Annotated in this window: 17 protein-coding genes; 1 reads left to right on the top strand and 16 read right to left on the bottom strand. The window is 57.1% G+C overall.

Going from position 1 to position 20286, the window contains the following annotated elements:
* Nucleotides 1–94: 94 nt before the first annotated feature.
* The 12 genes from phnK to kdgT all read right to left on the bottom strand — a co-directional run bounded on the left by phnK (nucleotide 95) and on the right by kdgT (nucleotide 9596).
* Nucleotides 95–853, bottom strand: a complete 759-nt coding sequence (gene phnK, locus V6942_RS18860; protein WP_333501657.1) for a phosphonate C-P lyase system protein PhnK — start codon at nucleotides 851–853, stop codon at nucleotides 95–97.
* Nucleotides 850–1695, bottom strand: a complete 846-nt coding sequence (gene phnJ / locus V6942_RS18865; RefSeq protein WP_106928482.1) for an alpha-D-ribose 1-methylphosphonate 5-phosphate C-P-lyase PhnJ — start codon at nucleotides 1693–1695, stop codon at nucleotides 850–852. The genes phnK and phnJ overlap by 4 nt, the downstream gene beginning before the upstream one ends.
* Nucleotides 1688–2752, bottom strand: coding sequence for a carbon-phosphorus lyase complex subunit PhnI (locus V6942_RS18870; RefSeq protein ID WP_106928480.1), 1065 nt, complete (start codon nucleotides 2750–2752; stop codon nucleotides 1688–1690). Before V6942_RS18870 ends, phnJ begins: the two co-directional genes overlap by 8 nt.
* A 1-nt stretch (nucleotide 2753) precedes the next feature.
* The gene (phnH, locus tag V6942_RS18875; protein WP_106928478.1) at nucleotides 2754–3338 is read right to left on the bottom strand and encodes a phosphonate C-P lyase system protein PhnH; all 585 of its coding nucleotides are present in this window, start codon (nucleotides 3336–3338) and stop codon (nucleotides 2754–2756) included.
* Nucleotides 3335–3787, bottom strand: coding sequence for a phosphonate C-P lyase system protein PhnG (gene phnG / locus V6942_RS18880; RefSeq protein ID WP_106928476.1), 453 nt, complete (start codon nucleotides 3785–3787; stop codon nucleotides 3335–3337). The genes phnH and phnG overlap by 4 nt, the downstream gene beginning before the upstream one ends.
* Entirely contained in the window at nucleotides 3788–4513 is a 726-nt protein-coding gene (gene phnF / locus V6942_RS18885) for a phosphonate metabolism transcriptional regulator PhnF (RefSeq protein WP_106928474.1), read from the bottom strand. It lies immediately after the preceding gene.
* Nucleotides 4514–4533: 20 nt separating this feature from the next.
* Nucleotides 4534–5316, bottom strand: coding sequence for a phosphonate ABC transporter, permease protein PhnE (gene phnE, locus V6942_RS18890; RefSeq protein WP_106928472.1), 783 nt, complete (start codon nucleotides 5314–5316; stop codon nucleotides 4534–4536).
* Nucleotides 5317–5417: 101 nt separating this feature from the next.
* Nucleotides 5418–6434: a phosphonate ABC transporter substrate-binding protein gene (phnD, locus tag V6942_RS18895; RefSeq protein ID WP_333501658.1), complete on the bottom strand. Its 1017-nt coding sequence runs from the start codon at nucleotides 6432–6434 to the stop codon at nucleotides 5418–5420.
* A 23-nt stretch (nucleotides 6435–6457) separates the two neighbouring features.
* The gene (gene phnC / locus V6942_RS18900) at nucleotides 6458–7246 is read right to left on the bottom strand and encodes a phosphonate ABC transporter ATP-binding protein (RefSeq protein ID WP_182966454.1); all 789 of its coding nucleotides are present in this window, start codon (nucleotides 7244–7246) and stop codon (nucleotides 6458–6460) included.
* A gap of 131 nt (nucleotides 7247–7377) precedes the next feature.
* The gene (gene yjdN, locus V6942_RS18905) at nucleotides 7378–7824 is read right to left on the bottom strand and encodes a VOC family metalloprotein YjdN (RefSeq protein WP_106928466.1); all 447 of its coding nucleotides are present in this window, start codon (nucleotides 7822–7824) and stop codon (nucleotides 7378–7380) included.
* Nucleotides 7825–8008: 184 nt separating this feature from the next.
* Nucleotides 8009–8344, bottom strand: a complete 336-nt coding sequence (locus V6942_RS18910) for a zinc ribbon domain-containing protein YjdM (protein WP_106928464.1) — start codon at nucleotides 8342–8344, stop codon at nucleotides 8009–8011.
* A 253-nt stretch (nucleotides 8345–8597) separates the two neighbouring features.
* Entirely contained in the window at nucleotides 8598–9596 is a 999-nt protein-coding gene (gene kdgT, locus V6942_RS18915) for a 2-keto-3-deoxygluconate transporter (protein ID WP_106928462.1), read from the bottom strand.
* Nucleotides 9597–10261: 665 nt separating this feature from the next.
* Between kdgT and proP the strand changes: the two genes are divergently transcribed.
* Nucleotides 10262–11764, top strand: coding sequence for a glycine betaine/L-proline transporter ProP (proP, locus tag V6942_RS18920; RefSeq protein ID WP_333501659.1), 1503 nt, complete (start codon nucleotides 10262–10264; stop codon nucleotides 11762–11764).
* A gap of 205 nt (nucleotides 11765–11969) precedes the next feature.
* Here proP and V6942_RS18925 read toward each other — a convergent pair whose 3' ends face one another.
* From V6942_RS18925 to V6942_RS18940, 4 genes are all read right to left on the bottom strand, one after another.
* Entirely contained in the window at nucleotides 11970–13334 is a 1365-nt protein-coding gene (locus V6942_RS18925) for an HlyD family type I secretion periplasmic adaptor subunit (protein ID WP_106928458.1), read from the bottom strand.
* Complete coding sequence (locus V6942_RS18930) at nucleotides 13321–15507, bottom strand: type I secretion system permease/ATPase (RefSeq protein WP_106928456.1); 2187 nt, start codon at nucleotides 15505–15507, stop codon at nucleotides 13321–13323. The genes V6942_RS18925 and V6942_RS18930 overlap by 14 nt, the downstream gene beginning before the upstream one ends.
* A gap of 96 nt (nucleotides 15508–15603) precedes the next feature.
* Entirely contained in the window at nucleotides 15604–16956 is a 1353-nt protein-coding gene (locus V6942_RS18935) for a TolC family outer membrane protein (RefSeq protein WP_106928454.1), read from the bottom strand.
* A 126-nt stretch (nucleotides 16957–17082) separates the two neighbouring features.
* Nucleotides 17083–19818: a retention module-containing protein gene (locus tag V6942_RS18940; protein WP_333501660.1), complete on the bottom strand. Its 2736-nt coding sequence runs from the start codon at nucleotides 19816–19818 to the stop codon at nucleotides 17083–17085.
* Nucleotides 19819–20286 lie beyond the last annotated feature (468 nt).

A 20286-nucleotide genomic window follows, 5' to 3' on the forward strand; every position in this document is an offset into this window, starting at 1 on the left:
GCCTGATGGCGCTTTGCTTATCAGGCCTACAAGCGATGCGGACCCGTAGGCCGGATAAGGCGCAGCCGCCATCCGGCAATGCGCTGCTCGATAATTAATTCTGCAACACCGACGACACCAGCAACTGGGTATAGGGATGATGTGGATCGTCGAGTACCCGGTCCGTTAACCCACTTTCCACCACCTGACCCTGCTTCATCACCAGCAGACGGTCGGCGAGCAGGCGCGCGACGCCCAGGTCGTGGGTGACAATCACCACCGCTAGGTTCAGCTCTACCACCAGACCGCGCAACAGGTCGAGCAGACGTGCCTGTACCGACACGTCCAGCCCGCCGGTCGGCTCGTCCATAAACACCAGCTTCGGGTGGGTAACCAGGTTACGGGCAATCTGCAGGCGCTGCTGCATACCGCCGGAGAAGGTGGTGGGCAGATCGTCAATGCGCGATGCCGGGATCTCTACCTCCTTCAGCCAGCGCTGGGCGGTGGCGCGAATGTCGCCGTAGTGGCGCGCGTCGGTGGCCATCAGCCGTTCACCAATATTGCCCCCCGCCGACACCTGACGGCGCAGGCCATCCATTGGGTGCTGGTGCACCACGCCCCACTCGGTGCGAAGCAGGCGACGGCGTTCAGCCTCGCTCATCGCGTACAGCGATCGGTCCTGATAGCGAATCTCCCCCGCCTGCGGCGTCAGGCGTGCGGAGATCGATTTCAGCAGCGTGGTTTTGCCGGAGCCCGATTCACCGACGATGCCCAGCACTTCTCCCGGCCACAGATCGAACGAGACGTTGCTGAAGCCTTTGCCCGGCGCATAGAGATGGGTCAGGCGATCAACGGAAAGTAACGGTTGCGTCATGCGGGTTTGGCCTCGCTCTGTTGGCGGCAGTAGTCGGTGTCGGAGCAGACAAACATGCGTTTGCCGCTGTCATCGAGCACCACTTCATCGAGATAACTGTGGGTGGAGCCGCAGATGGCGCACGGTTCGTCCCAGCGCTGCACGGTAAACGGATGGTCATCAAAATCGAGGCTTTCTACGCGGGTGAAGGGCGGTACGGCGTAGATTCGCTTCTCGCGCCCGGCGCCAAACAGCTGTAGGGCGGGCATCATGTCCATCTTCGGGTTATCGAATTTTGGAATGGGCGACGGGTCCATCACATAGCGGTCATTGACCTTCACCGGGTAAGCGTAGGTGGTAGCAATATGGCCAAAACGGGCGATGTCTTCATACAGCTTGACCTGCATCACGCCGTATTCTTCCAGCGCGTGCATGGTGCGGGTTTCGGTCTCGCGCGGTTCAATAAAGCGCAGCGGCTCCGGGATCGGCACCTGGAAGATCAGGATCTGATCTTCAGCCAGCGGCGTCTCTGGGATCCGGTGACGCGTCTGGATCAGCGTTGCCTCTTCCGTACGCTCGGTGGTGTTGACGCCGGTTACGCGTTGAAAGAAATGACGGATGGAGACGGCGTTAGTAGTGTCATCCGCGCCCTGGTCGATCACCTTTAGCACGTCCGTCTCGCCAATGACGCTGGCAGTCAGCTGAATACCGCCGGTGCCCCAGCCGTAGGGCATCGGCATTTCCCGGCCGCCGAACGGCACCTGATAGCCGGGAATCGCCACCGCTTTCAGAATCGCGCGACGGATCATTCGTTTCGTTTGCTCATCAAGATAAGCGAAGTTATAGCCGCTGAGATTAGCCATTTTTCTGCTCCCGTTGCAGGCGTTTCAACAGTTCCAGCTCGGCCTGGAAATCGACGTAGTGGGGGAGTTTGAGATGCGAAACGAAGCCGGCGGCTTCGACGTTATCGGCATGGGCGAGAACGAACTCTTCATCCTGCGCCGGGCCAACCGCCTCTTCGCCGTACGCCGAGGCCTGGAGGGCGCGGTCGACCAGCGCCATCGCCATCGCCTTGCGCTCGCTCATGCCGAACGTCAGACCGTAGCCACGGGTGAAGTGCGGCGGTTCGTCAGCGGGGTCAACGAAGCCGTTCACCATTTCGCACTCTGTTACCAGCAGTTCACCGACGTTAACGGCAAAACCCAGCTCTTCGGGGATGATCGAAACGTCGACATAGCCGCTGCGGATTTCGGCGGCGAAGGGGTGGTTGCGCCCGTAGCCGCGCTGGGTCGAGTAGGCCAGACCGAGCAGGTAACCTTCGTCGCCGCGCATCAACTGCTGTAAGCGGGACGATCGCGAGCAGGGGTATACCGGCGGCGTGCGGGTAACGTCGTCCGGCGCTGCGCCGTTATCCTCTTCCGTTTTCGCCAGCCCCTGTTTCGCCAGCAGGCTAAAGACGTGAGGCGCGGGCGTCTGTCCGGCGTCGGTAGTGCTCAAGGGCGGAGCCTCGCCGTTGGCTAACAGCGTGAAATCCAGCAGACGGTGGGTGTAATCGTAGGTTGGGCCGAGAAGCTGACCGCCGGGCACGTCTTTATAGACGGCGGAAATGCGGCGCTCCAGACGCATGTCGGCGGTTTGTAGCGGCTCGCTGACCGCCAGCTTCGCCAGCGTGGTGCGGTAGGCGCGCAGCAAGAAAATGGCTTCCACGTTATCGCCGCTGGCCTGCTTCAGCGCCAGCGCCGCCAGTTCGCGGTCGGCGATGCCGCCTTCGGTCATCACCCGATCCACGGCCAGATTGAGCTGCTGTTCAATCTGGGCGACCGAGAGTTCCGGCAGTGCACGATCGCCGCGGCGTCGGTTTTCCTGAAGCTGATGGGCGGCGGCTATCGCCTTTTCGCCCCCTTTGACGGCAACGTACATATCAGCAAACCTCAACGTGAGTGGTGCGCGGAATAGCCAGCAGGCGCTCGCCGCAGGTGAGGATCAAATCCACGCCAAGCGGGAACGGATGCGGGCGTTCGGTCAGCTCGTGCAAAATGCAGTTTGGCAGTTGGGGAGCAATCATTCGCTCCTCGGCAATGCCCGCGCCGGTCAGACGCAGCATGCGGCCGCCGCTCAGGCTGGATACCTGAACAATCAGCGTGGCGCTGGTTTCTGGCGCGACGGCGCTGCCTTCGCACAGGGCGTTAAGCTGCTCGCTGCTGATGGTGTGGTTTGAGACGGCGAACGTCGCCTGCTGTGGCTGTTCAACCAGCGGAGCGTTGGTATGAAAACGCAGGCTCTGGCTGACAATATCGTTATGCAACGCGTCAGAGAGCCACACCGGCGTATCGTTATCGGCCAACGTCAGCAGCAGGCTGGTGGTGGCGACGTTGAGCGGCTGCCAGCCGTGTTTGAGCTGATGCAACGAGACAATGGTGCCGGGTTCGCTCATGGCTTTAAGCAGGCGGCGGAAGCTGTGCTGGGCGTCCTGCACGGGAAGGGTAAAAGCGGTTTCCAGGGTCATGCGTTATCTCCGCGAACCAGGGTGAAGAAGTCGACCCGGCTGGCGTTGATTTCAGCCTGACGGGCGGCAATGCGCGCCGCGCGGTCTGCGTCCAGCGGGGTAATCAGGGTTTCAAGTAAGGTTTGGTAGTGGGCTGGCTGCTGCATCAGGGCGTCAATCACCGCGCAGCGCTCGGTGTGTGCCTTGTCGCGTCCCAGCGTCCAGGCGTAGCCGACGGTGCCGTTGCGCAGTCGAACGGCGGCGCGGGTCAGCGTGGCGTCGCCGGTAAAAAAGCGTTCGCCGGTGCCGCCCATGCGGGCCTGAAGCTGCACCAGGCCGGTTTCTGCCGCACGGATCGTGTCGTAATCCGCGGTGACATTCAGGGCGACCATTTTTGCCGCAAGCTGCGCGGGGTCGCTGTGGGACAGCACCGACATCCAGTGCTGGCGGCGAGCGGTTTCGTCGTGCATTCAGTGCTCCATAGTAAATTCGATCATGTCGGCGCGGGTCAGGCTGACGGAGTACTCCATCGCCTGCGTATCGCCTTCACGATGGTTCAGGGTGCGCACGCACAGCAGCGGCGCCATGTTGGGGATCTCCAGGCGCTGGCTCTCTTTGGCCTGCGCCCGACGCGCGCTGATGCGGGTCTGACTACGCTTCAGCGCAATACCGGTCTGCTCGCGCAGAAAGTCGTGCAGCGAGCCGTTGCTGAAGGTTTGTAACGTCGACCACAGGCTGAGATCGGCAAAGTAGTGGTCTATCAGGCACAGCGCCACGCCGTTGACTCGCCGCAGGGTGCGCAGGTGAATCACGTTGTCGCCCTCGCTAACGCCCAGCGCCTCGGCAATGTGTCCGGAGGCCGGGCGCAGCACCGACAGCAGCTTTTCGCTGGTGGGGTGGCTGCCTTGGTCGAGCAGGTTCTGGCTAAAGCGCGCCTGGGCGTTGAGCGGGTAGTCGAACGGGCGCATCAATACCAGGACGCCCACGCCCTGACGGCGCTGGACCCAGCCTTTCTCCACCAACTGGTCGATGGCGCGACGCAGCGTATGGCGGTTGACTTCAAAGCGTGCCGCCAGCTGGTGCTCGGCGGGCAGATAGTCACCGCAGCGGTAGTTCTGGCGCAGCTCCTGTTCCAGGCGAGCGGCAATCTCTTGATAACGCGTCGGATAACTGGTCGGATGTGTAGACAAGTGCATAGCCAACAAGACCTCGCTAATCAGATGAAGTGCTTACGCAAACGCTGAGAAAGGAAATCCAGCAGGCTGACGGTGAGGATTATGAGCACCATCAGCGCACAGGTTTGCTGGAACTGGAAACCGCGAATCGCTTCCCACAGCGTCACGCCGATGCCGCCTGCGCCCACCATTCCCACCACCGTGGCGGAGCGGACGTTGGACTCGAAGCGATACAGCGAGTAGGAAATTAACAGCGGCATGACCTGCGGCAGCACGCCGTAGAGGATCTCTTCGATTTTGTTAGCCCCGGTGGCGCGAATGCCTTCGACCGGGCCGGGTTCAATCGCTTCGACCGCTTCGGACAGCAGCTTGGAGAGCACGCCGGTGGTGTGAATAAACAGCGCCAGTACCCCGGCAAACGGGCCTAAGCCGACGGCAACCACGAACAGCATGGCGAAAACCATTTCGTTGATGGCACGGCAGGCGTCCATCAGGCGACGCATCGGTTGGTAAACCCACCACGGTACCAGGTTTTCGGCGCTCATCAGGCCGCAGGGAATGGAGAGTACGACGGCCAGCGCGGTGCCCCAGACGGCGATTTGCAGGGTGACGGCCATCTCTTTGAGGTAGTCCTGCCACAGGCTAAAGTCCGGCGGGAAGAAGTCGGCGGCGAAGGTTGCCATGTTGCCCGCGTCTTTGAACAGCGTGACCGGGTTCATTTCCGCCCCTTTCCAGGAGACGACAAGCACCGCCAGCAGAATGGCCCAACTGATAAGCGAAAACCAACTGCGCTTGGGCGGGGGAACGGTGATGGTGTGTTGCATGGTTGGTCTCCGTGCGTGTGTTATTGCCGGATGGCAGCGCAAGCGCCTTATCCGGCCTACCATCTGGTTCCCTCTCCCCATAGGGGAGAGGGGGAAAAGCATTACTGCACCGCTTTGGTCACTGACGTCATCGCGCCAATCGCCGCCGTGGTACGGTCAAGGTCGCTCAGACGCGCCTGAATCTCGGCGGTCTTACTGGTCTTCTCGTCGGCGTTCAGCGTGCCGTTGCCCTTCACGGCCTGCATCTCTTTAAACAACGTCAGCTGGCGAATCGGCAGCAGTTGCAGGTCGCTGGAAGCGCGGAACGGTGCCCAGCCCAGACGTTCCAGCACCGCCTTCTCTTCCGGCGTTTTGCCGTAGTTCATAAAGAAGCTGTACACCTTGTCCTTGGTGGACTCAGACAGTTTTTTACGCCACACGATTGGGTCGCCTGGGATCAGCGGTGACTTCCAGATAACCTTCAGCTCTTTCAGCTTGTCCGGCGCGGAGACCTTCAGCTTGTCGAGGTTTTCGGTGTTGTTGGTGGCGACATCCACCTGCTTGTTGGCAACGGCCAGGGCGTTGGTTTCATGGCTGGCGTTGACCGTGCGCTTGAAGTCGCTGGCGGAAGCGTTGTTTTTGGCGAAGACGTAGTAGCCTGGGACCAGGAAGCCGGAGGTAGAGTTCGGGTCACCGTTGCCGAAGGTCAGCTCTTTACGCTTGGCGAGCAGGTCGTTGAGGTTGTTGATTGGGCTGTCTTTGTTGACGATCAGCACGCTCCAGTAGCCAGGGGAGCCGTCGGCGGCCACGGTCTGAGCGAATACCTGACCGTTAGCGCGGTCCACCGCTTCCATGGCGGAGAGGTTGCCGTACCAGGCGATATCGACCTTGTTAAAGCGCATCCCCTGGATAATCCCCGCGTAGTCCGGTGCGAAGAAGGCGTTAACCTTTACGCCCAGCGACTTTTCCATGTCCTTCAGGAACGGTTCCCATTGCGGTTTTAAGTTCTGCTGTGATTCCGTCGAAATAATGCCGAAGTTCAGCGCTTTCTCCTGTTCCTCCGCGTGTACTGGCGTTAACAGGGTGCTGAGGCTAAACATGCTGGTAAAAGCCAGCGCGGCAACGGCTTTATAACTCATTTCCATTCCTCATGGTGGGGACGTTAAGCAGCCTGCGCGTTCTCTTCGACGCGATTAATGCTGCGGTAGAGATGGTCAAATCGTTCGTTATCAAACTGCTGGCTGCTGCCGTCGTAGAACACGTGTCCCTGACGCAGCGCGACGATGCGTTCGCAGTAGCGCAGCGCATAGTCGACCTGATGCAGCGTCACCACTACGGTGATGCCGTCGGTCTGGTTAATGTCGCGCAGCGTGTCCATCACGATGCGCGCGGATTCCGGGTCCAGCGAGGCGATAGGTTCGTCGGCGAGGATCACTTTCGCCTGCTGCATCAGCGCACGGGCAATCGCCACGCGCTGCTGCTGGCCGCCCGAAAGCGTCGACACGCGCTGGTGCGCCATGTGCGCCATGCCTACGCGCGTTAACGCTTGTAACGCGCGCTGCTTCTGTTCGCGGGTGAACCAGCTAAAGCAGGTGCGCCAGAACGGCGTGCTGCCGAGCGCGCCAATCAGCACGTTCTCCATCACGCTCAGGCGGTTTACGAGGTTGAACTGCTGGAAGATGTAGCCGGTGTGAGCGCGGCTCTGGCGGATGTCGCGCGCCAGGCGACCCGCCCGCTGGACGGTTTTCCCCAGCAGCTCAATGCGACATTCCGGCGTTTTATCGCCCACGATCAGGCCGCTCAGATGACGTAAAAGGGTGGATTTGCCGGAGCCGGACGGGCCAAGCAGAGCCACCATCTCACCGGCGTGCACGTTCAGGTCAACGGCGTGCAGCACCTGATGCTGGTTGAACGTTTTGTTGAGTTTTTCAACGCGAATAATCGTTTGCATGTTGGGACCCCCCAAAAAAGGTGGCCCTATCGTGGCGAACTCGTGTGACATTTGGGTTAACGGGAGATGATCTGGCGATGAAGAATTAGCGAGAATTTCGTGACAAAACGGGAGGCGTGGCCTCCCGGGGATCAGAGGGTGGGTTCCTGCTGTTTGACGACGTTGATCATCCACGGCACGCCGTATCTGTCGATGACGCGGCCGAAACCGTGCGCCCAGAAGGTCTCTTGCCACGGAATCTCAACCTTGCCGTTGGCGGCAAGGTTGTCGAACCAGTGCTTACCCTCTTTGACGTCCTGGGTGTCGAGCACCAGCGTAAAGCCGGAATAGGCGTGGTCATCCGGCGCGGCGGTGTCGCTCATCATGATGTCGCTGCCCGCAATGTGGACGCTGGCGTGAGCGATGGCGCTGTCGGGGAACTGCTGGCCGGAGGGGCAGCCCCCCTCGTCATCCATCGCGGACGGCGGCATTTCACCGAAGGTGATTTTGGCGCGCAGCTCCGCACCCAGCGCCTGCTGATAGTAGGCAATGGCATCGGCGCAGTTGCCGGAAAAGGCGAGATAGGGACTTAACGGCATGATCGTTACCTCAGGTAAGAAGTGCTCATTAAGTGTAGTGCGTGTCGGTTCAGGGGGCGAAGCGGGGCGGGGAGCATATTGCCGGATGGCGATGCTACGCATCTTATCCGGCCTACCACGAGCCGTGCATTTTGTAGGCCGGATAAGCGAAGCGCCATCCGGCAATACTCTGCAACAAACTCAATCAGTTCTTTTTCACAAACTCGGATTTCAGCTTCATTGGGCCGAAACCGTCGATTTTGCAATCGATGTTGTGGTCGCCTTCAACAAGACGGATGTTCTTCACTTTGGTGCCGATTTTCAGCATCGAAGAGCTGCCTTTGACCTTCAGGTCTTTGACGACGGTCACGCTGTCGCCATCGGCCAGCAGGTTGCCGTTAGCGTCTTTAACGATCAGCTCGTCAGCGTCGTGCGCCGGCTCAGCGTCGTTCCACTCATGCGCACACTCCGGGCAGATGAACATGCCGTTGTCTTCGTAGGTGTATTCGGAGTTGCATTGTGGGCAGTGGGGTAATGACATGGATATATCCTCAAATGTGCAGTGCGAAAGGCAAAGACCTGTAAAACGGCAAATCGCCGAAAATAGCCCTGATTATACAATAAAACCCTGCATTTGTCGGTGGTATCGAGGAATGGGTTGACGAATGGTCAGAAAACGAAGGGGGATTTTCCCCCTCTCCCCCTTGGACTGTACAGGACAGAGGGCCGGGGTGAGGGGGGAGTGCACCGATTTCCCCTCACCCTAACCCTCTCCCAGGGGGAGAGGGGACGGATTAGTGATGGGCGGACTCTGGTACGGTTTTGGCTTTATTTTCAGCCGACTGCGGTGCGCCATAACGTTTGGCGTAGAGCGCGGTAATAATCGGCACCAGAATCGCGGTAACGATGACGCTTGCGGCAACCAGCGCGGTAGCGGAGGCGGCCACCGGAGCGAACGAAGGGTTAATCTGCGCGATGATAACCGGGTTGGCGACGGCGGCACCGGCGGCGGAAGAGGCCGCGACGCCTGCAGTACCATTACCACCACCGATAACACGGTCGGCAATAATCAGCGGAATACCGGTGATGACGATAACCGCAACGCCCAGAACAATGCCCAGCAGACCGGTGTCGAGAATCACGTTCAGGTTGATGGTGTTACCCAGCGCGAAGCCGAAGAACGGAATCAGTACCGGCGTCGCTTTGCTGAAGAAGGTACGCAGATCGTGGTCCAGGTTACCCAGCGTGAAGCCGATCAGGAACGGCAGAACGGCGCCGATAAAGTGATGCGGTTCGAAGGAGGCCAGACCTGCGGAGCCGAGGATAACCATGGTCATCAGCGGGCCGGATTCCAGCGACATCAGAACAAACGCACCGGACTCTTCTTTCGTGCCGTACTGATTCATCAGGCTGGCATACAGGCCGCCGTTGGTCATATCCATCGCGGAAACGATCGCCAGTACGGAGAGACCCGCGAAGAAGCCGGTCTGAATGCCGGTATCTGGAATAAACATCGCCGCAATCATAGCAACGACCCACGCGACGGCGATTTTGGTCAGAACCAGGGTGCCGGATTTGCGTAATACCGTGCCGGTCGCGCGCAGGTCAATGGATGCCCCAATACAGAAGAACCAGACGGCCAGAATAGGTACCGTTCCGCCAATCATGCCTTTGGTGAAGGAGCCAAAATATTCGCCGGTGTTTGGCGCAAAGGTATTCAATACGGCGCCTAACAATAGCGGGATAAGCATCATCCCGCCGGGGATTCGTTCCATTGTTGCTTTAATTTTCATGAGGCATCCTCGCTTCGTACCCTTTCTTCAAGGCAGAAGAGGTTAAGTATAATATTATCAATTAGTTATGTTGCTATCATCGTGCGTTTATCATCCCTGGAATCGCGGCGGAAAGGCGGCGTTTTCTGGCATGTATAACGTTGTTTCGGAAGCTATAATGCATTTTGTGGAATGCCTATTCAATGAAAATAAAACGGTGTTTTAGTTAAATGGATCACATATTCCATAAGTAAAATATGAGTGATGGTTAATTTAATATTTGCTGTGAAATTGTTGTGAAATACTTGGAAGGAAAATGAGTGGAAAAACCGTCAAAAGACGAGGTCTGATACAGCGGAAGGCTGCTCAAATGTCAGTGAAATATTACCCCTATCGATGTGAGTGCTATTCTTTTGTTAAGTTGATCACATTATTAATCGCTGTTAGGGTAAATAGGATTACCCCTCAGCCGGTCATTTTAGAGGGGCCGATTTTTAACTGACTCGCCATCAGGCTCAACAGGTTTGATTGTCCGCAACGGCCAGACTCACGCAGACATGCAAACCTGCTACGCTTGGATAAGTGGAACCAGAATCTCCACGGTTCCCTTTACGCACCTTCGCAAACAATCGCATTGTTTGTCGCCACTGGGTGTGCGTTCAAGGCGAAATTGAACGAGGAAAACCATGCTTAGAAGGAAAAAAGTAAAACCGATCACGTTACGTGACGTCACCATCATCGATGATGCTAAACTACGCAAAGCGATCACCGCCGCCTCGCTGGGCAATGCGATGGAGTGGTTTGATTTCGGTGTTTATGGGTTTGTGGCCTACGCGCTGGGTAAAGTCTTCTTCCCGGACGCCGATCCTAGCGTACAGATGATTGCTGCGCTGGGGACGTTCTCGGTGCCGTTCCTGATTCGTCCGCTGGGCGGTCTATTCTTCGGGATGCTCGGGGATAAATACGGGCGACAGAAGATTCTGTCAATCACCATCATTATTATGTCCCTCAGTACATTCTGTATCGGCCTTATTCCGTCGTATGAGACGATAGGTATTTGGGCGCCGGTGCTGCTGCTGCTGTGTAAAATGGCACAGGGCTTCTCCGTGGGCGGTGAATATACCGGGGCGTCGATCTTCGTGGCCGAATATTCCCCAGACCGTAAGCGTGGCTTTATGGGCAGCTGGCTGGACTTTGGCTCGATTGCCGGTTTTGTGCTGGGTGCTGGGCTGGTGGTTCTGCTCTCCACGGCGGTCGGCGAAGCGAACTTCCTTGAATGGGGCTGGCGTATTCCGTTCTTCGTCGCGCTGCCACTGGGTATCATTGGCCTCTATCTGCGCCATGCGCTGGAAGAGACGCCAGCGTTTCAGCAGCACGTGGACAAGCTGGAACAGGGCGATCGTCAGGGTCTGCAGGATGGGCCGAAAGTGTCGTTTAAAGAGATTGCCACCAAACACTGGCGCAGCCTGCTGGCCTGTATCGGCCTGGTTATCTCAACCAACGTCACCTACTACATGCTGCTGACCTATATGCCGAGCTACCTGTCGCATAACCTGCACTACTCGGAAGACCACGGGGTACTTATTATCATCGCCATTATGATCGGTATGCTGTTCGTGCAGCCGGTAATGGGGCTGCTGAGCGACCGTTTTGGCCGTCGTCCGTTCGTCGTGGTGGGCAGTATCGCGCTGTTGGTGTTCGCTATTCCGGCCTTTACGCTGATTAACAGCAACTCCATCGGCCTGATTTTCACCGGTCTGCTGGTGCTGGCAGTGATCCTTAACTGCTTTACCGGGGTGATGGCGTCCTCGCTGCCGGCGATGTTCCCGACCCACATCCGCTACAGCGCGCTGGCCAGCGCCTTTAATATCTCCGTGCTGGTTGCCGGTCTGACGCCAACGCTGGCGGCATGGCTGGTGGAGTCGTCGCAGAACCTGATGATGCCGGCGTATTATCTGATGGTCGTCGCGGTGATCGGTTTGATTACCGGCGTGATGATGAAAGAAACCGCCAACCGTCCGCTGAAGGGCGCGACGCCTGCGGCTTCGGACATTCAGGAAGCGCGTGAGATTCTTCAGGAACATCACGACCACATTGAGCATAAAATTGAAGACATTGATGCTGAGATTGCCGCGCTGCAGGAGAGACGCTCGCAGCTGGTAATGCAGCATCCGAAGATTAACGAGTAGGCAGACTAAGGCATTACGACCTCAGGTACGGCGCCTGATGGCGTAATGCAAATTTGTAGGCCGGATAAGCAAAGCGCCATCCGGCACACTGCGCACGGATTGCCGGATGGCGGCGTAAACGCCTTATCCGGCCTACCGTGCCTGCTCCTGACTTCAACGCCTTAACTGACCCGCATCAGACTTATGGTGCCGGGTTTTTTTATGCTTAGCGTTCGCGAAACGCTTCGGCCCGTGCGCGTAGAATCGGTTTGAGCAGATAGGCGAGAATGGTTTTCTTACCGGTAATGATATCCACCGACGCCACCATCCCCGGAATAATGATCAGCGGCTTTTCGTCGCTGCCGAGGTGGTTTTTGTCCGTGCGCAGACGAATGACATAGAAGCTCTTACCGTCTTTATCGGTCACCGTATCGGGGCTGATTTGTTCCAGCCTGGCCTTCAGGCCGCCGTAGATGGTGTAGTCGTAGGCGGTGAATTTTACGATGGCTTCCTGACCCGGGCGCAGAAACGCGATGTCCTGCGGGCGGATTTTCGCCTCAACCAGCAGCGTATCGTCCAGCGGGACAATTTCCACCAGATCGTTACCCGGCTGAATCACGCCGCCAATGGTGTTAACCATTAGCTGCTGCACGATGCCGCGCACCGGTGAGGTGACGAGCGTACGGTTGACCCGGTCTTCAATCGCTTTGCCGGAGGCTTCGATTTTACTGAGATCGGTACGCGCCTCGTTGAGCTGCGACAGCGCTTCGCTGCGATAGCGGCCGCGCGTCTCGCCGATTTTGCTCTCAATCTCTTTAATCGCTGCCTCGGCCCTCGGGACCGCCAGCGTGACGGACTCAAGCTGGCCGCGTGTTTCCACCTCGGACCGGCGCAGACGCAGCACTTCAACTTTAGAAATCGCGCCCTTGGCGACCAGCGGTTCCGACATGCTGATTTCCTGCTGCAGCAGGCCCAGACTGCGGCGGTACTGCGAGCCTTTGGCCTGGTAGTCCAGCAGTTCCTGTTTCTTCTGCACCAATTGCTCGTTCAGCCCGGACAGCTCGCTCTGAATGCGCTTGTTGACGCTGGCGAACAACTCCATTTCCCCGTTAGCGATATCCGGCGATTTTTCGAGAATATCCGGCGATAGGGTCAGGGTTTCTTTATTATCCAGCTGCGCGGTCAGGCGCTGAATACGCGCCTCCAGCGCCAGGCGGTCGGCCTCCGATTCGCCCGCGTTGGAGCGAAAACGGGTGTCATCCAGGCGCAGCAGCGGCGCGCCGGCCTGTACCACTTCCCCTTCATGAACGAACACCTCGGCGACAATCCCGCCCTCCAGGTTCTGGATTTTTTGCAGACGAGAAGAGGGAATTGCCTTGCCGTCGCCGCGCGTCACTTCATCAATGTCGGCCAGCGACGCCCAGGTAATCATGACGATAAAGAAGCCGAGAATTGCCCACAGGGTGATACGCACCACGCGCGGGGAATCGTCGAGCAGTGCTTTATTCACCTCGTTGGCGGTGAGCGTTGCGGTATTTTTGTCGCCAAAAAGCCACTTCATCAGGCGGTTAAGTCGGTTAGCGTTGCGCATGAATTTGTCCTTTCTTCAGTGCGTTCATCACGCTTTCTTTCGGACCATCGGCGATAATTTTGCCGTTATCGAGGATGATCAGACGGTCAACCAGCGTCAGCAGCGAGGCGCGGTGGGTAACCAGCAGCAGCGTTTTATTGCGGACCACCGGCGTCAGCGCCTTCTTGATCAGGTCTTCACTGGTGTTATCCATCGAACTGGTCGGCTCATCCATCAGCAGCACCGGCGGGTCGAGCAGCAGCGCGCGCGCCAGGGTCACGGCCTGGCGTTGGCCGCCTGAGAGGTTCATCCCGCGCTCGCCGACCTGCATGTTGTAGCCTGAAGGATGGCGGCGGGCGAATTCGTGCACACCCGCCAGCGTGGCCGCGCGCAGCATGGTTTCTTCGTCCACGTAGCTGGCGCCGCTGAGCAAGTTGTCGCGCAGCGTGCCGCTGAACAGATGAATGTCCTGCGGCGCATAGCCCACGTTGTGGCGCACATCGTTAACGTCGAGCTGACGGGCGTCGATACCGTCGATCAGGATGGTGCCGCCGTCCGGCTGGTAGAAACCTACCAGCAGCTTCGCCAGCGAACTTTTTCCGGAACCGCTGCGGCCGATGATCCCGACCTTTTCCCCGGGCTCGATTTTTAACGAAATACCGTTCAGCGACAGGTACTGGTTTTGCGGGTAGCGGAAGCTGACGTCGCGGAATTCGATGGCGCCGGAGAGCGTTTCGCGCTTCAGCGGCACTTCGTCTTCCTGCACTTCCTGCTCAAGATCCATCATCTTATCGATGGTGGCTTTGGTCATTTTGGCGCGCTGGTAGCGGGTAATCAGGCCGCAGAGGTGGCCGATCGGCATCATCGCGCGGCGGTTGAGCAGGTAGCAGGCAATCAGGCCGCCCATGCTGAGGTTACCGGCGATAATGCTGTACACCCCGGCGACAATCAGCGTAACGCCGCTGATTTGCTGGATCCAGGCGGTAAAGTTGACCGCCACGTAGGACAGTGATTTTACCCGCAGCTCAAGCTTACTGAGCTGGCCGATGATCTGTTCCCACTGATACTGGCGCTCGCTTTGCGCGTTGTTGACCTTGATGGCATCCAGCCCGGTAATGGTTTCAACCAGCATGGCCTGGCGTTCGGTAGAGAGGCGGTAGGTTTTCTGCACCTGCGTCAGCAGCGGGCGCTGAATCATCCAGTTAACCAGTAGTGCAATCGGGTAGCAGAGCAGCGGTACCAGGGCGAGCGGGCCGCCAATAATGCCGATCACCAGAAAAATCAGTAAGGTAAATGGGAAGTCGATCAGCGCCGTCAGGGTCAGCGAGGAGAGAAAATCACGAACCGACTGATACTCCTGGAAGTGCTGCGTAAAGCCACCGACCCGCTGGGGGCGTTCTTTCATTTTCATCCCAAGCAGGCGTTCAAACAGCGCCGCTGAGACGATAAGATCGGTCTTTTTCCCGGCCAGATCGAGGCAGATGCCGCGTAATATCTTCAGGATAAGGTCAAAGATGAACGCAATTGAGATACCGATCGCCAGCACCCAGAGGGTGGCGGTGGCCTGATTGGGCACCACGCGGTCGTAGACGTTCATCACGAAAAGCGGTGTAGCTATCGCGATCACGTTGATGATAAAACTGGCAACGATAGAATCAAGATAGAGGAATTTCGACAGTTTTAACGTGTCTTTAAACCACGACCGCGTGCGAGGGATGGTTGCCGTTGGCTGGCGGTCGAACTCATGCCCCGGCTGAATAAAAATGGTTTTGCCGCTGTAGTTTTCCGCCAGCGCTTCACGCGCCAGCAGGATTTCACCGCCTTCCGTTTCGGTGGACAGCAGCCGCGCCCGGTTTTGTTCATCCCAGCCGATCAGCACCGCCGCCTGCTCATTTTTCAGCAGCACGATGGCCGGCAGCGAGAGGGCGGTGATGTTCTCCAGCGGCCGCTGTAGTACGCGCGCTTTTAGCCCCGCTCGCTGCGCGGCACGCGGAAATGCGCTTAAGGTGAGCCGGTGCGCTTCCAGAGGTAACCCGCTGGTTAGCACGTTGCGGCTAGTGATGACGTTATGCAGTTTGCAGACAATCATCAGCGAATCGAGCAGGGGATCGTCATGGTTTTGGCGCGGGTCGAGTCTGATGGTGTCATCAGTGGAAGGAGTTGCTTGCTCAAGTGGATCAGTATAAGACGCCATAGTCAGACCTTATATACCAGCGAAAAATCGCTAAGGATAAAGAATATAAGGGGCTATCTCATCTTGTGATGAGATAGCCCGTAGGCCCAAAATCTGTTACTTCAGGTCAGGTAAGTTGCTGTGTGCGGTTTGCTGTACCTCGACCGGCTGCGCGGCAGACGGTGCCTGAATATTCAGCTGTTTTAACAGATCGCCGATGCGTGCGTTGATGCGGTAGGTGGTGAACATCTCCGTAAACTGCATCTCGACATAGCGGCGCTGGGCGTTAAATACTTCGTTTTCGCTGTCCAGCATATCCAGCAGGCTACGCTCGCCGATGCTGAACTGTTCCTGGTAGGCGGTGCGCACCACGGCGCTGCGATCGGCATAATCTTTGGCGATCGGTACCTGCTGTTTGGCGTTCTGCCAGGCGTTCCACGACAAACGCAGCTCTTCATCCAACTGGCGGAGGGCGTTACGCTTCACGTCCTGCGCTTCCTGCATTTTATACGCGTAAGATGACAGCTGAGCTTTATCGCTGCCGCCGTTAAACAGGTTGTAATTCATACGCACCATCGCCTGCCACTCCTGATCGTGGCCGCGGGTACCGTCAGTGTTGTTATCCATGCGGCGCCCCACGTCGATATCTACGCTCGGGTAGAAGCGGGATTTGGCCGCTTCGTACTGCTGGCGAGTGGCCTCAACGTCTGAGTCCGCCTGCTTCAGCAGCGGGCTGTTTTCCAGCATCTGCTTACGCGCTTCGGCCTGCGATCCCGGCAGTTTGGTTGCCATCGGCATCGACAGCCCGCTGGCTTCTTTGCCGACGACGCTGTAGTAGTTAGCCTGCGCATCTTGCAGGTTAGTTTGCTCTGTCAGCAGGTTGTTTTTCGCCTGCGCCAGACGCGCCTGCGCCTGTTCATAGTCGGCGGTACGGCCTACGCCTTGCTCGGTGCGTAAACGAATCTGATCGAAAATACGCTCGTGGCTTTTCAGGTTATCCTGCGCCAACTGCACCATCTTCTGGCGCATCAGTACGTCAAGATAGCTTTGGATAGCATCCAGCGCAGTCACTTCGCTGGTGTTCATGACCGAGAACGCGCGCGAGTTGACGGTAGCCCTCTGGCGAGCCACTTCGCTTGAGGTGGCAAAACCGTTGAACACGTTCTGGCGCAGATTGATGCTCGACTCGCTGCGGTGTAGGTTACGACGGTGGTCGTCAGCCGCACGCGTTGACGCATTGTCGGTCTGTTCCCAGCCGGTACCGGCAGACATGTCCAACGTCGGCAGGTAGCCGCCCTTTGCCGCCCGTAGATCCTGATCGGCCGAATAGCGGCTGTTAACCGACGCACTCACCTGCGGATGCCACAGCAGGCTGTCTTTGACCGCTTGTTCAAGCGTTGCCGCGCTCACGCCGTTAGCAAACAATAATGGCAGAGAGATGCCCGCTAATACCCTAATATGTTTATTCATAATGTCGTCCTTTTCTTTCCTTCATTTCCCTGACTCGTGGTCATCCGCCAGAGGCAATGTCATTAGACAAAACGTAAAATCGATGAAGATGCCATGAGTGCAACGATCGCCTCATGGCGTGATATTTCAGGGCTCGATCTCTGATTTAGCGATGAGATCGTCTAACTGAGCGCTTTCATTGGGAGCCCAGTTTTGTCCGCCTTCCGCGCCGCCGCCCTCTGCCGGAACCGGTATAACGCTATTCTGTACGTCGTTTATTTCTGGATTCTCCGTGGTTTGAATGAGGCTGGAGAGATCCTTATTTTGATCGTCGCTAATGATATCACTGAATGACAAAGGTTCATCCTGACTAATAATGGTGGCTTTAGATTCTACTTCAGCGTCATCGTTATTCAGGCTACTTTCCTCATTGGCTATTTCCGTTTCATGATGCGTCCCGCTATCGATATCTTCCAACAGCGTATCAAGGGGGTTTTCCCCTGAATGACTATTTTCGCCAACAATGACGGCGTGTTGTTCATAGTCGACGCTGTCGAGGGCAAGCGTGCCGCCTTCGACTAAGGGGTTATCAATATTTTCTGCCGCAGTATCCTCTGCGGTATCCCGCGCCGTATTATCCGTGGCATTGGCCGTGATGTTTTGCTCATGGAGATCGTTATCGTCGATATCAGGATGCGTGTCGACCATCGCCATCATGGCGCTTTCATCCCCGAGCCCGTCTGACAGTTCGGTGAGCGCCGATTCCGGGCCGTCGGCGTTATCCGCGAAGGTATATTCCACGCTTTCGCTGAATGACGCTTCGCTGTTGATATCGTCAAAGGTATGTTCGCCCGCGGTGGTGCCCACTTCCATCACGATATCGCCAATGATGTGCTCTCCATCCGGCAGGGTAATGGTCATTTTTCCCGTATAATGCGTGGTTTCCGCGTCAAAGATCAGGGTATAAACGCCATCTTTGTAGCTATAGTCCGCCAGACCGGTCCCTTTAAAATCGGCCCCTTCAGGAATTCCCGTCAGGGTGATTTGAGTGAGGATATGATCGCCGCTGGTGCTTTCCAGTTGGATATCGAAATTGAGCGTGAGGTTCCAGGTCGCCGTCGTGTCGCCTGGGTGTTCGGACAGACCGTCGCCGTAAATAACCCCTTCAATAAAGTTACAGGTCCCGAGGATCGGCTTCCCTTCGGCGTTCAGTACATTGATAGCCGTGAGTTCGTTAATGCGACCGGTATTGGGGTCGGTCGCGCTCATCTTGTAGTCGTCGCCTGCGCCCTGCAGGAAAATATAATCTTTATATCCCGAGTCGGCGTTTATCTTGTTGCCCTGAACTTTGTTAACGGTTTCGATATTGCCATTTTTTTCGTAACCGCTGCCCTCATGAATCACGAACACATCACTGTATTTATCACCACCTTTGGCGCTGGTGTTATTCCCGTCGTAGTACATGATTTGTTTGGCGGGGTCCGCGCACTCAGGAATATCATCACCTGGGGTTATCCACACGCGGACGTTGTCGCCAATAGCAACGATTTTCCCATCAACCACATCGAATCCCAGGCCGCTCGGGTCAGAAGCACCGCCGTTGACCTGAAAAACCTTATCTTCTGCCGGTTCACCCGGGTTTTCTGATTTTCCACCTGGCGTGACGGAGACTGAGATCTTAATCTGATCGGCGTCTGCATCGGCGTCCGCATCGGCATCAGCGTCTGCATCGGCATCGGCATCGGCGTCTGCATCGGCATCAGCGTCTGCATCGGCGTCTGCATCGGCATCGGCATCAGCGTCTGCATCGGCATCGGCATCGGCATCAGCATCCGCGTCGGCATCAGCATCCGCGTCGGCATCCGCATCGGCGTCTGCATCGGCATCGGCATCGGCGTCTGCATCGGCGTCAGCATCCGCATCGGCGTCCGCATCGGCATCAGCGTCTGCATCGGCATCCGCGTCTGCATCGGCATCCGCGTCTGCATCGGCATCCGCGTCTGCATCGGCGTCTGCATCGGCATCGGCGTCTGCATCGGCATCGGCATCGGCATCAGCGTCGGCATCGGCATCAGCGTCTGCATCGGCATCGGCGTCAGCATCAGCGTCCGCATCGGCATCAGCGTCCGCATCGGCATCGGCGTCGGCATCAGCGTCCGCATCGGCATCGGCATCAGCGTCCGCATCCGCATCGGCATCAGCATCCGCGTCGGCATCCGCATCGGCGTCCGCATCGGCGTCGGCATCCGCATCGGCGTCCGCATCGGCGTCTGCATCCGCATCAGCGTCTGCATCGGCATCCGCGTCTGCATCGGCGTCTGCATCGGCATCGGCATCGGCGTCCGCGTCTGCATCTGCATCTGCATCTGCATCACTCTCGGTATCTATGTTCTCATCTGGATTAAGCAGAGTGAGTTCTTCCACAATATCGGTGTCTGGGAAGGTTAGCCCTTCCGTTGGGTAGCCTGCGCTGGGATCGATTCTTTCACCTGTAAGATCGAGAATGACGTGCGTATGTGCGCCGCCGACGCCGGGCTCACCGCCGCTCTCGACGACGGTTTGTGGGCCCGCCGCGGTTGCTTCCAGCGTTTCGGTCGGGTCCTGACCGTCGGCAATAGCCTGCTGTATAGCAGCAATATCGGTTGGGGGGGCTTGAGGTGTGGCGGCAGGGGCGATAAGCGTGCTGTCCCAGAGCGTATCGCGTCCCAGGTCCAGGTTCTTGCCGTTTGCCAGGCCAATGGTGACTGCGCCATCAGGGCCTGTTTCAATTTGTTCACCGGCAACGATTTTGTCTCCTTCCACCAGTAAACGACGACTTCCGTCTGGTGAAATAGCGAAGGCCTGCCCAATAATCGCTTTTATTATTCCGGTTATATCCGCCATAACGAACTCCTTTTATTTGGCTTGAACACTTCCGTTTGCTCATGGCGCATAGAGTTTTTGCACGACATAGCTCTATGACCGCACCGTCAACACCAGACAAAGTCACTAATACATTTGTGTGGGCGTTGATAGTATTCCAGAGCCTATACACATAAGGCCAGGTAAATAAAATTCTGGTTAGGGTTATAACGTAATGTGCTGGAAAAAAGCTTTCTTTGATTTTAATGTCGTTTTAGTAAGAATTTTCTGTAAAGAAATTTAATTATGGTGGTTTGTATATTGTGATAAAGCAGTTGTGATATTTTTTTTCGTTATATGTGATTGAAATTAATAGCCTATTATTTATTTCAATGGTGGTTTTTTATAAGTGTTTGATATTTTAGTGTGACATTTCCTGCATCCGTAAAATGTATTAGGGAAGGTGCGAACAAGTTCCTGATATGAGATCATCATATTCATCCGGAGCGC

Source organism: Kluyvera genomosp. 2, from assembly GCF_036759865.1.
Taxonomy (GTDB): Bacteria; Pseudomonadota; Gammaproteobacteria; order Enterobacterales; family Enterobacteriaceae; genus Kluyvera; species Kluyvera ascorbata_B.

What these genes read in the sequence shown, in the direction of transcription:
- phnF (WP_106928474.1), bottom strand. Translation starts at nt 4,513, where the DNA reads ATGCACTTGTCTACACATCCGACCAGTTATCCGACGCGTTATCAAGAG.
- kdgT (WP_106928462.1), bottom strand. Translation starts at nt 9,596, where the DNA reads ATGAAAATTAAAGCAACAATGGAACGAATCCCCGGCGGGATGATGCTT.
- V6942_RS18930 (WP_106928456.1), bottom strand. Translation starts at nt 15,507, where the DNA reads ATGGCGTCTTATACTGATCCACTTGAGCAAGCAACTCCTTCCACTGAT.
- V6942_RS18870 (WP_106928480.1), bottom strand. Translation starts at nt 2,752, where the DNA reads ATGTACGTTGCCGTCAAAGGGGGCGAAAAGGCGATAGCCGCCGCCCAT.
- phnC (WP_182966454.1), bottom strand. Translation starts at nt 7,246, where the DNA reads ATGCAAACGATTATTCGCGTTGAAAAACTCAACAAAACGTTCAACCAG.
- phnD (WP_333501658.1), bottom strand. Translation starts at nt 6,434, where the DNA reads ATGAGTTATAAAGCCGTTGCCGCGCTGGCTTTTACCAGCATGTTTAGC.
- proP (WP_333501659.1), top strand. Translation starts at nt 10,262, where the DNA reads ATGCTTAGAAGGAAAAAAGTAAAACCGATCACGTTACGTGACGTCACC.
- yjdN (WP_106928466.1), bottom strand. Translation starts at nt 7,824, where the DNA reads ATGCCGTTAAGTCCCTATCTCGCCTTTTCCGGCAACTGCGCCGATGCC.
- V6942_RS18940 (WP_333501660.1), bottom strand. Translation starts at nt 19,818, where the DNA reads ATGGCGGATATAACCGGAATAATAAAAGCGATTATTGGGCAGGCCTTC.
- phnE (WP_106928472.1), bottom strand. Translation starts at nt 5,316, where the DNA reads ATGCAACACACCATCACCGTTCCCCCGCCCAAGCGCAGTTGGTTTTCG.
- V6942_RS18925 (WP_106928458.1), bottom strand. Translation starts at nt 13,334, where the DNA reads ATGCGCAACGCTAACCGACTTAACCGCCTGATGAAGTGGCTTTTTGGC.
- phnG (WP_106928476.1), bottom strand. Translation starts at nt 3,787, where the DNA reads ATGCACGACGAAACCGCTCGCCGCCAGCACTGGATGTCGGTGCTGTCC.
- phnH (WP_106928478.1), bottom strand. Translation starts at nt 3,338, where the DNA reads ATGACCCTGGAAACCGCTTTTACCCTTCCCGTGCAGGACGCCCAGCAC.
- V6942_RS18910 (WP_106928464.1), bottom strand. Translation starts at nt 8,344, where the DNA reads ATGTCATTACCCCACTGCCCACAATGCAACTCCGAATACACCTACGAA.
- phnK (WP_333501657.1), bottom strand. Translation starts at nt 853, where the DNA reads ATGACGCAACCGTTACTTTCCGTTGATCGCCTGACCCATCTCTATGCG.
- V6942_RS18935 (WP_106928454.1), bottom strand. Translation starts at nt 16,956, where the DNA reads ATGAATAAACATATTAGGGTATTAGCGGGCATCTCTCTGCCATTATTG.
- phnJ (WP_106928482.1), bottom strand. Translation starts at nt 1,695, where the DNA reads ATGGCTAATCTCAGCGGCTATAACTTCGCTTATCTTGATGAGCAAACG.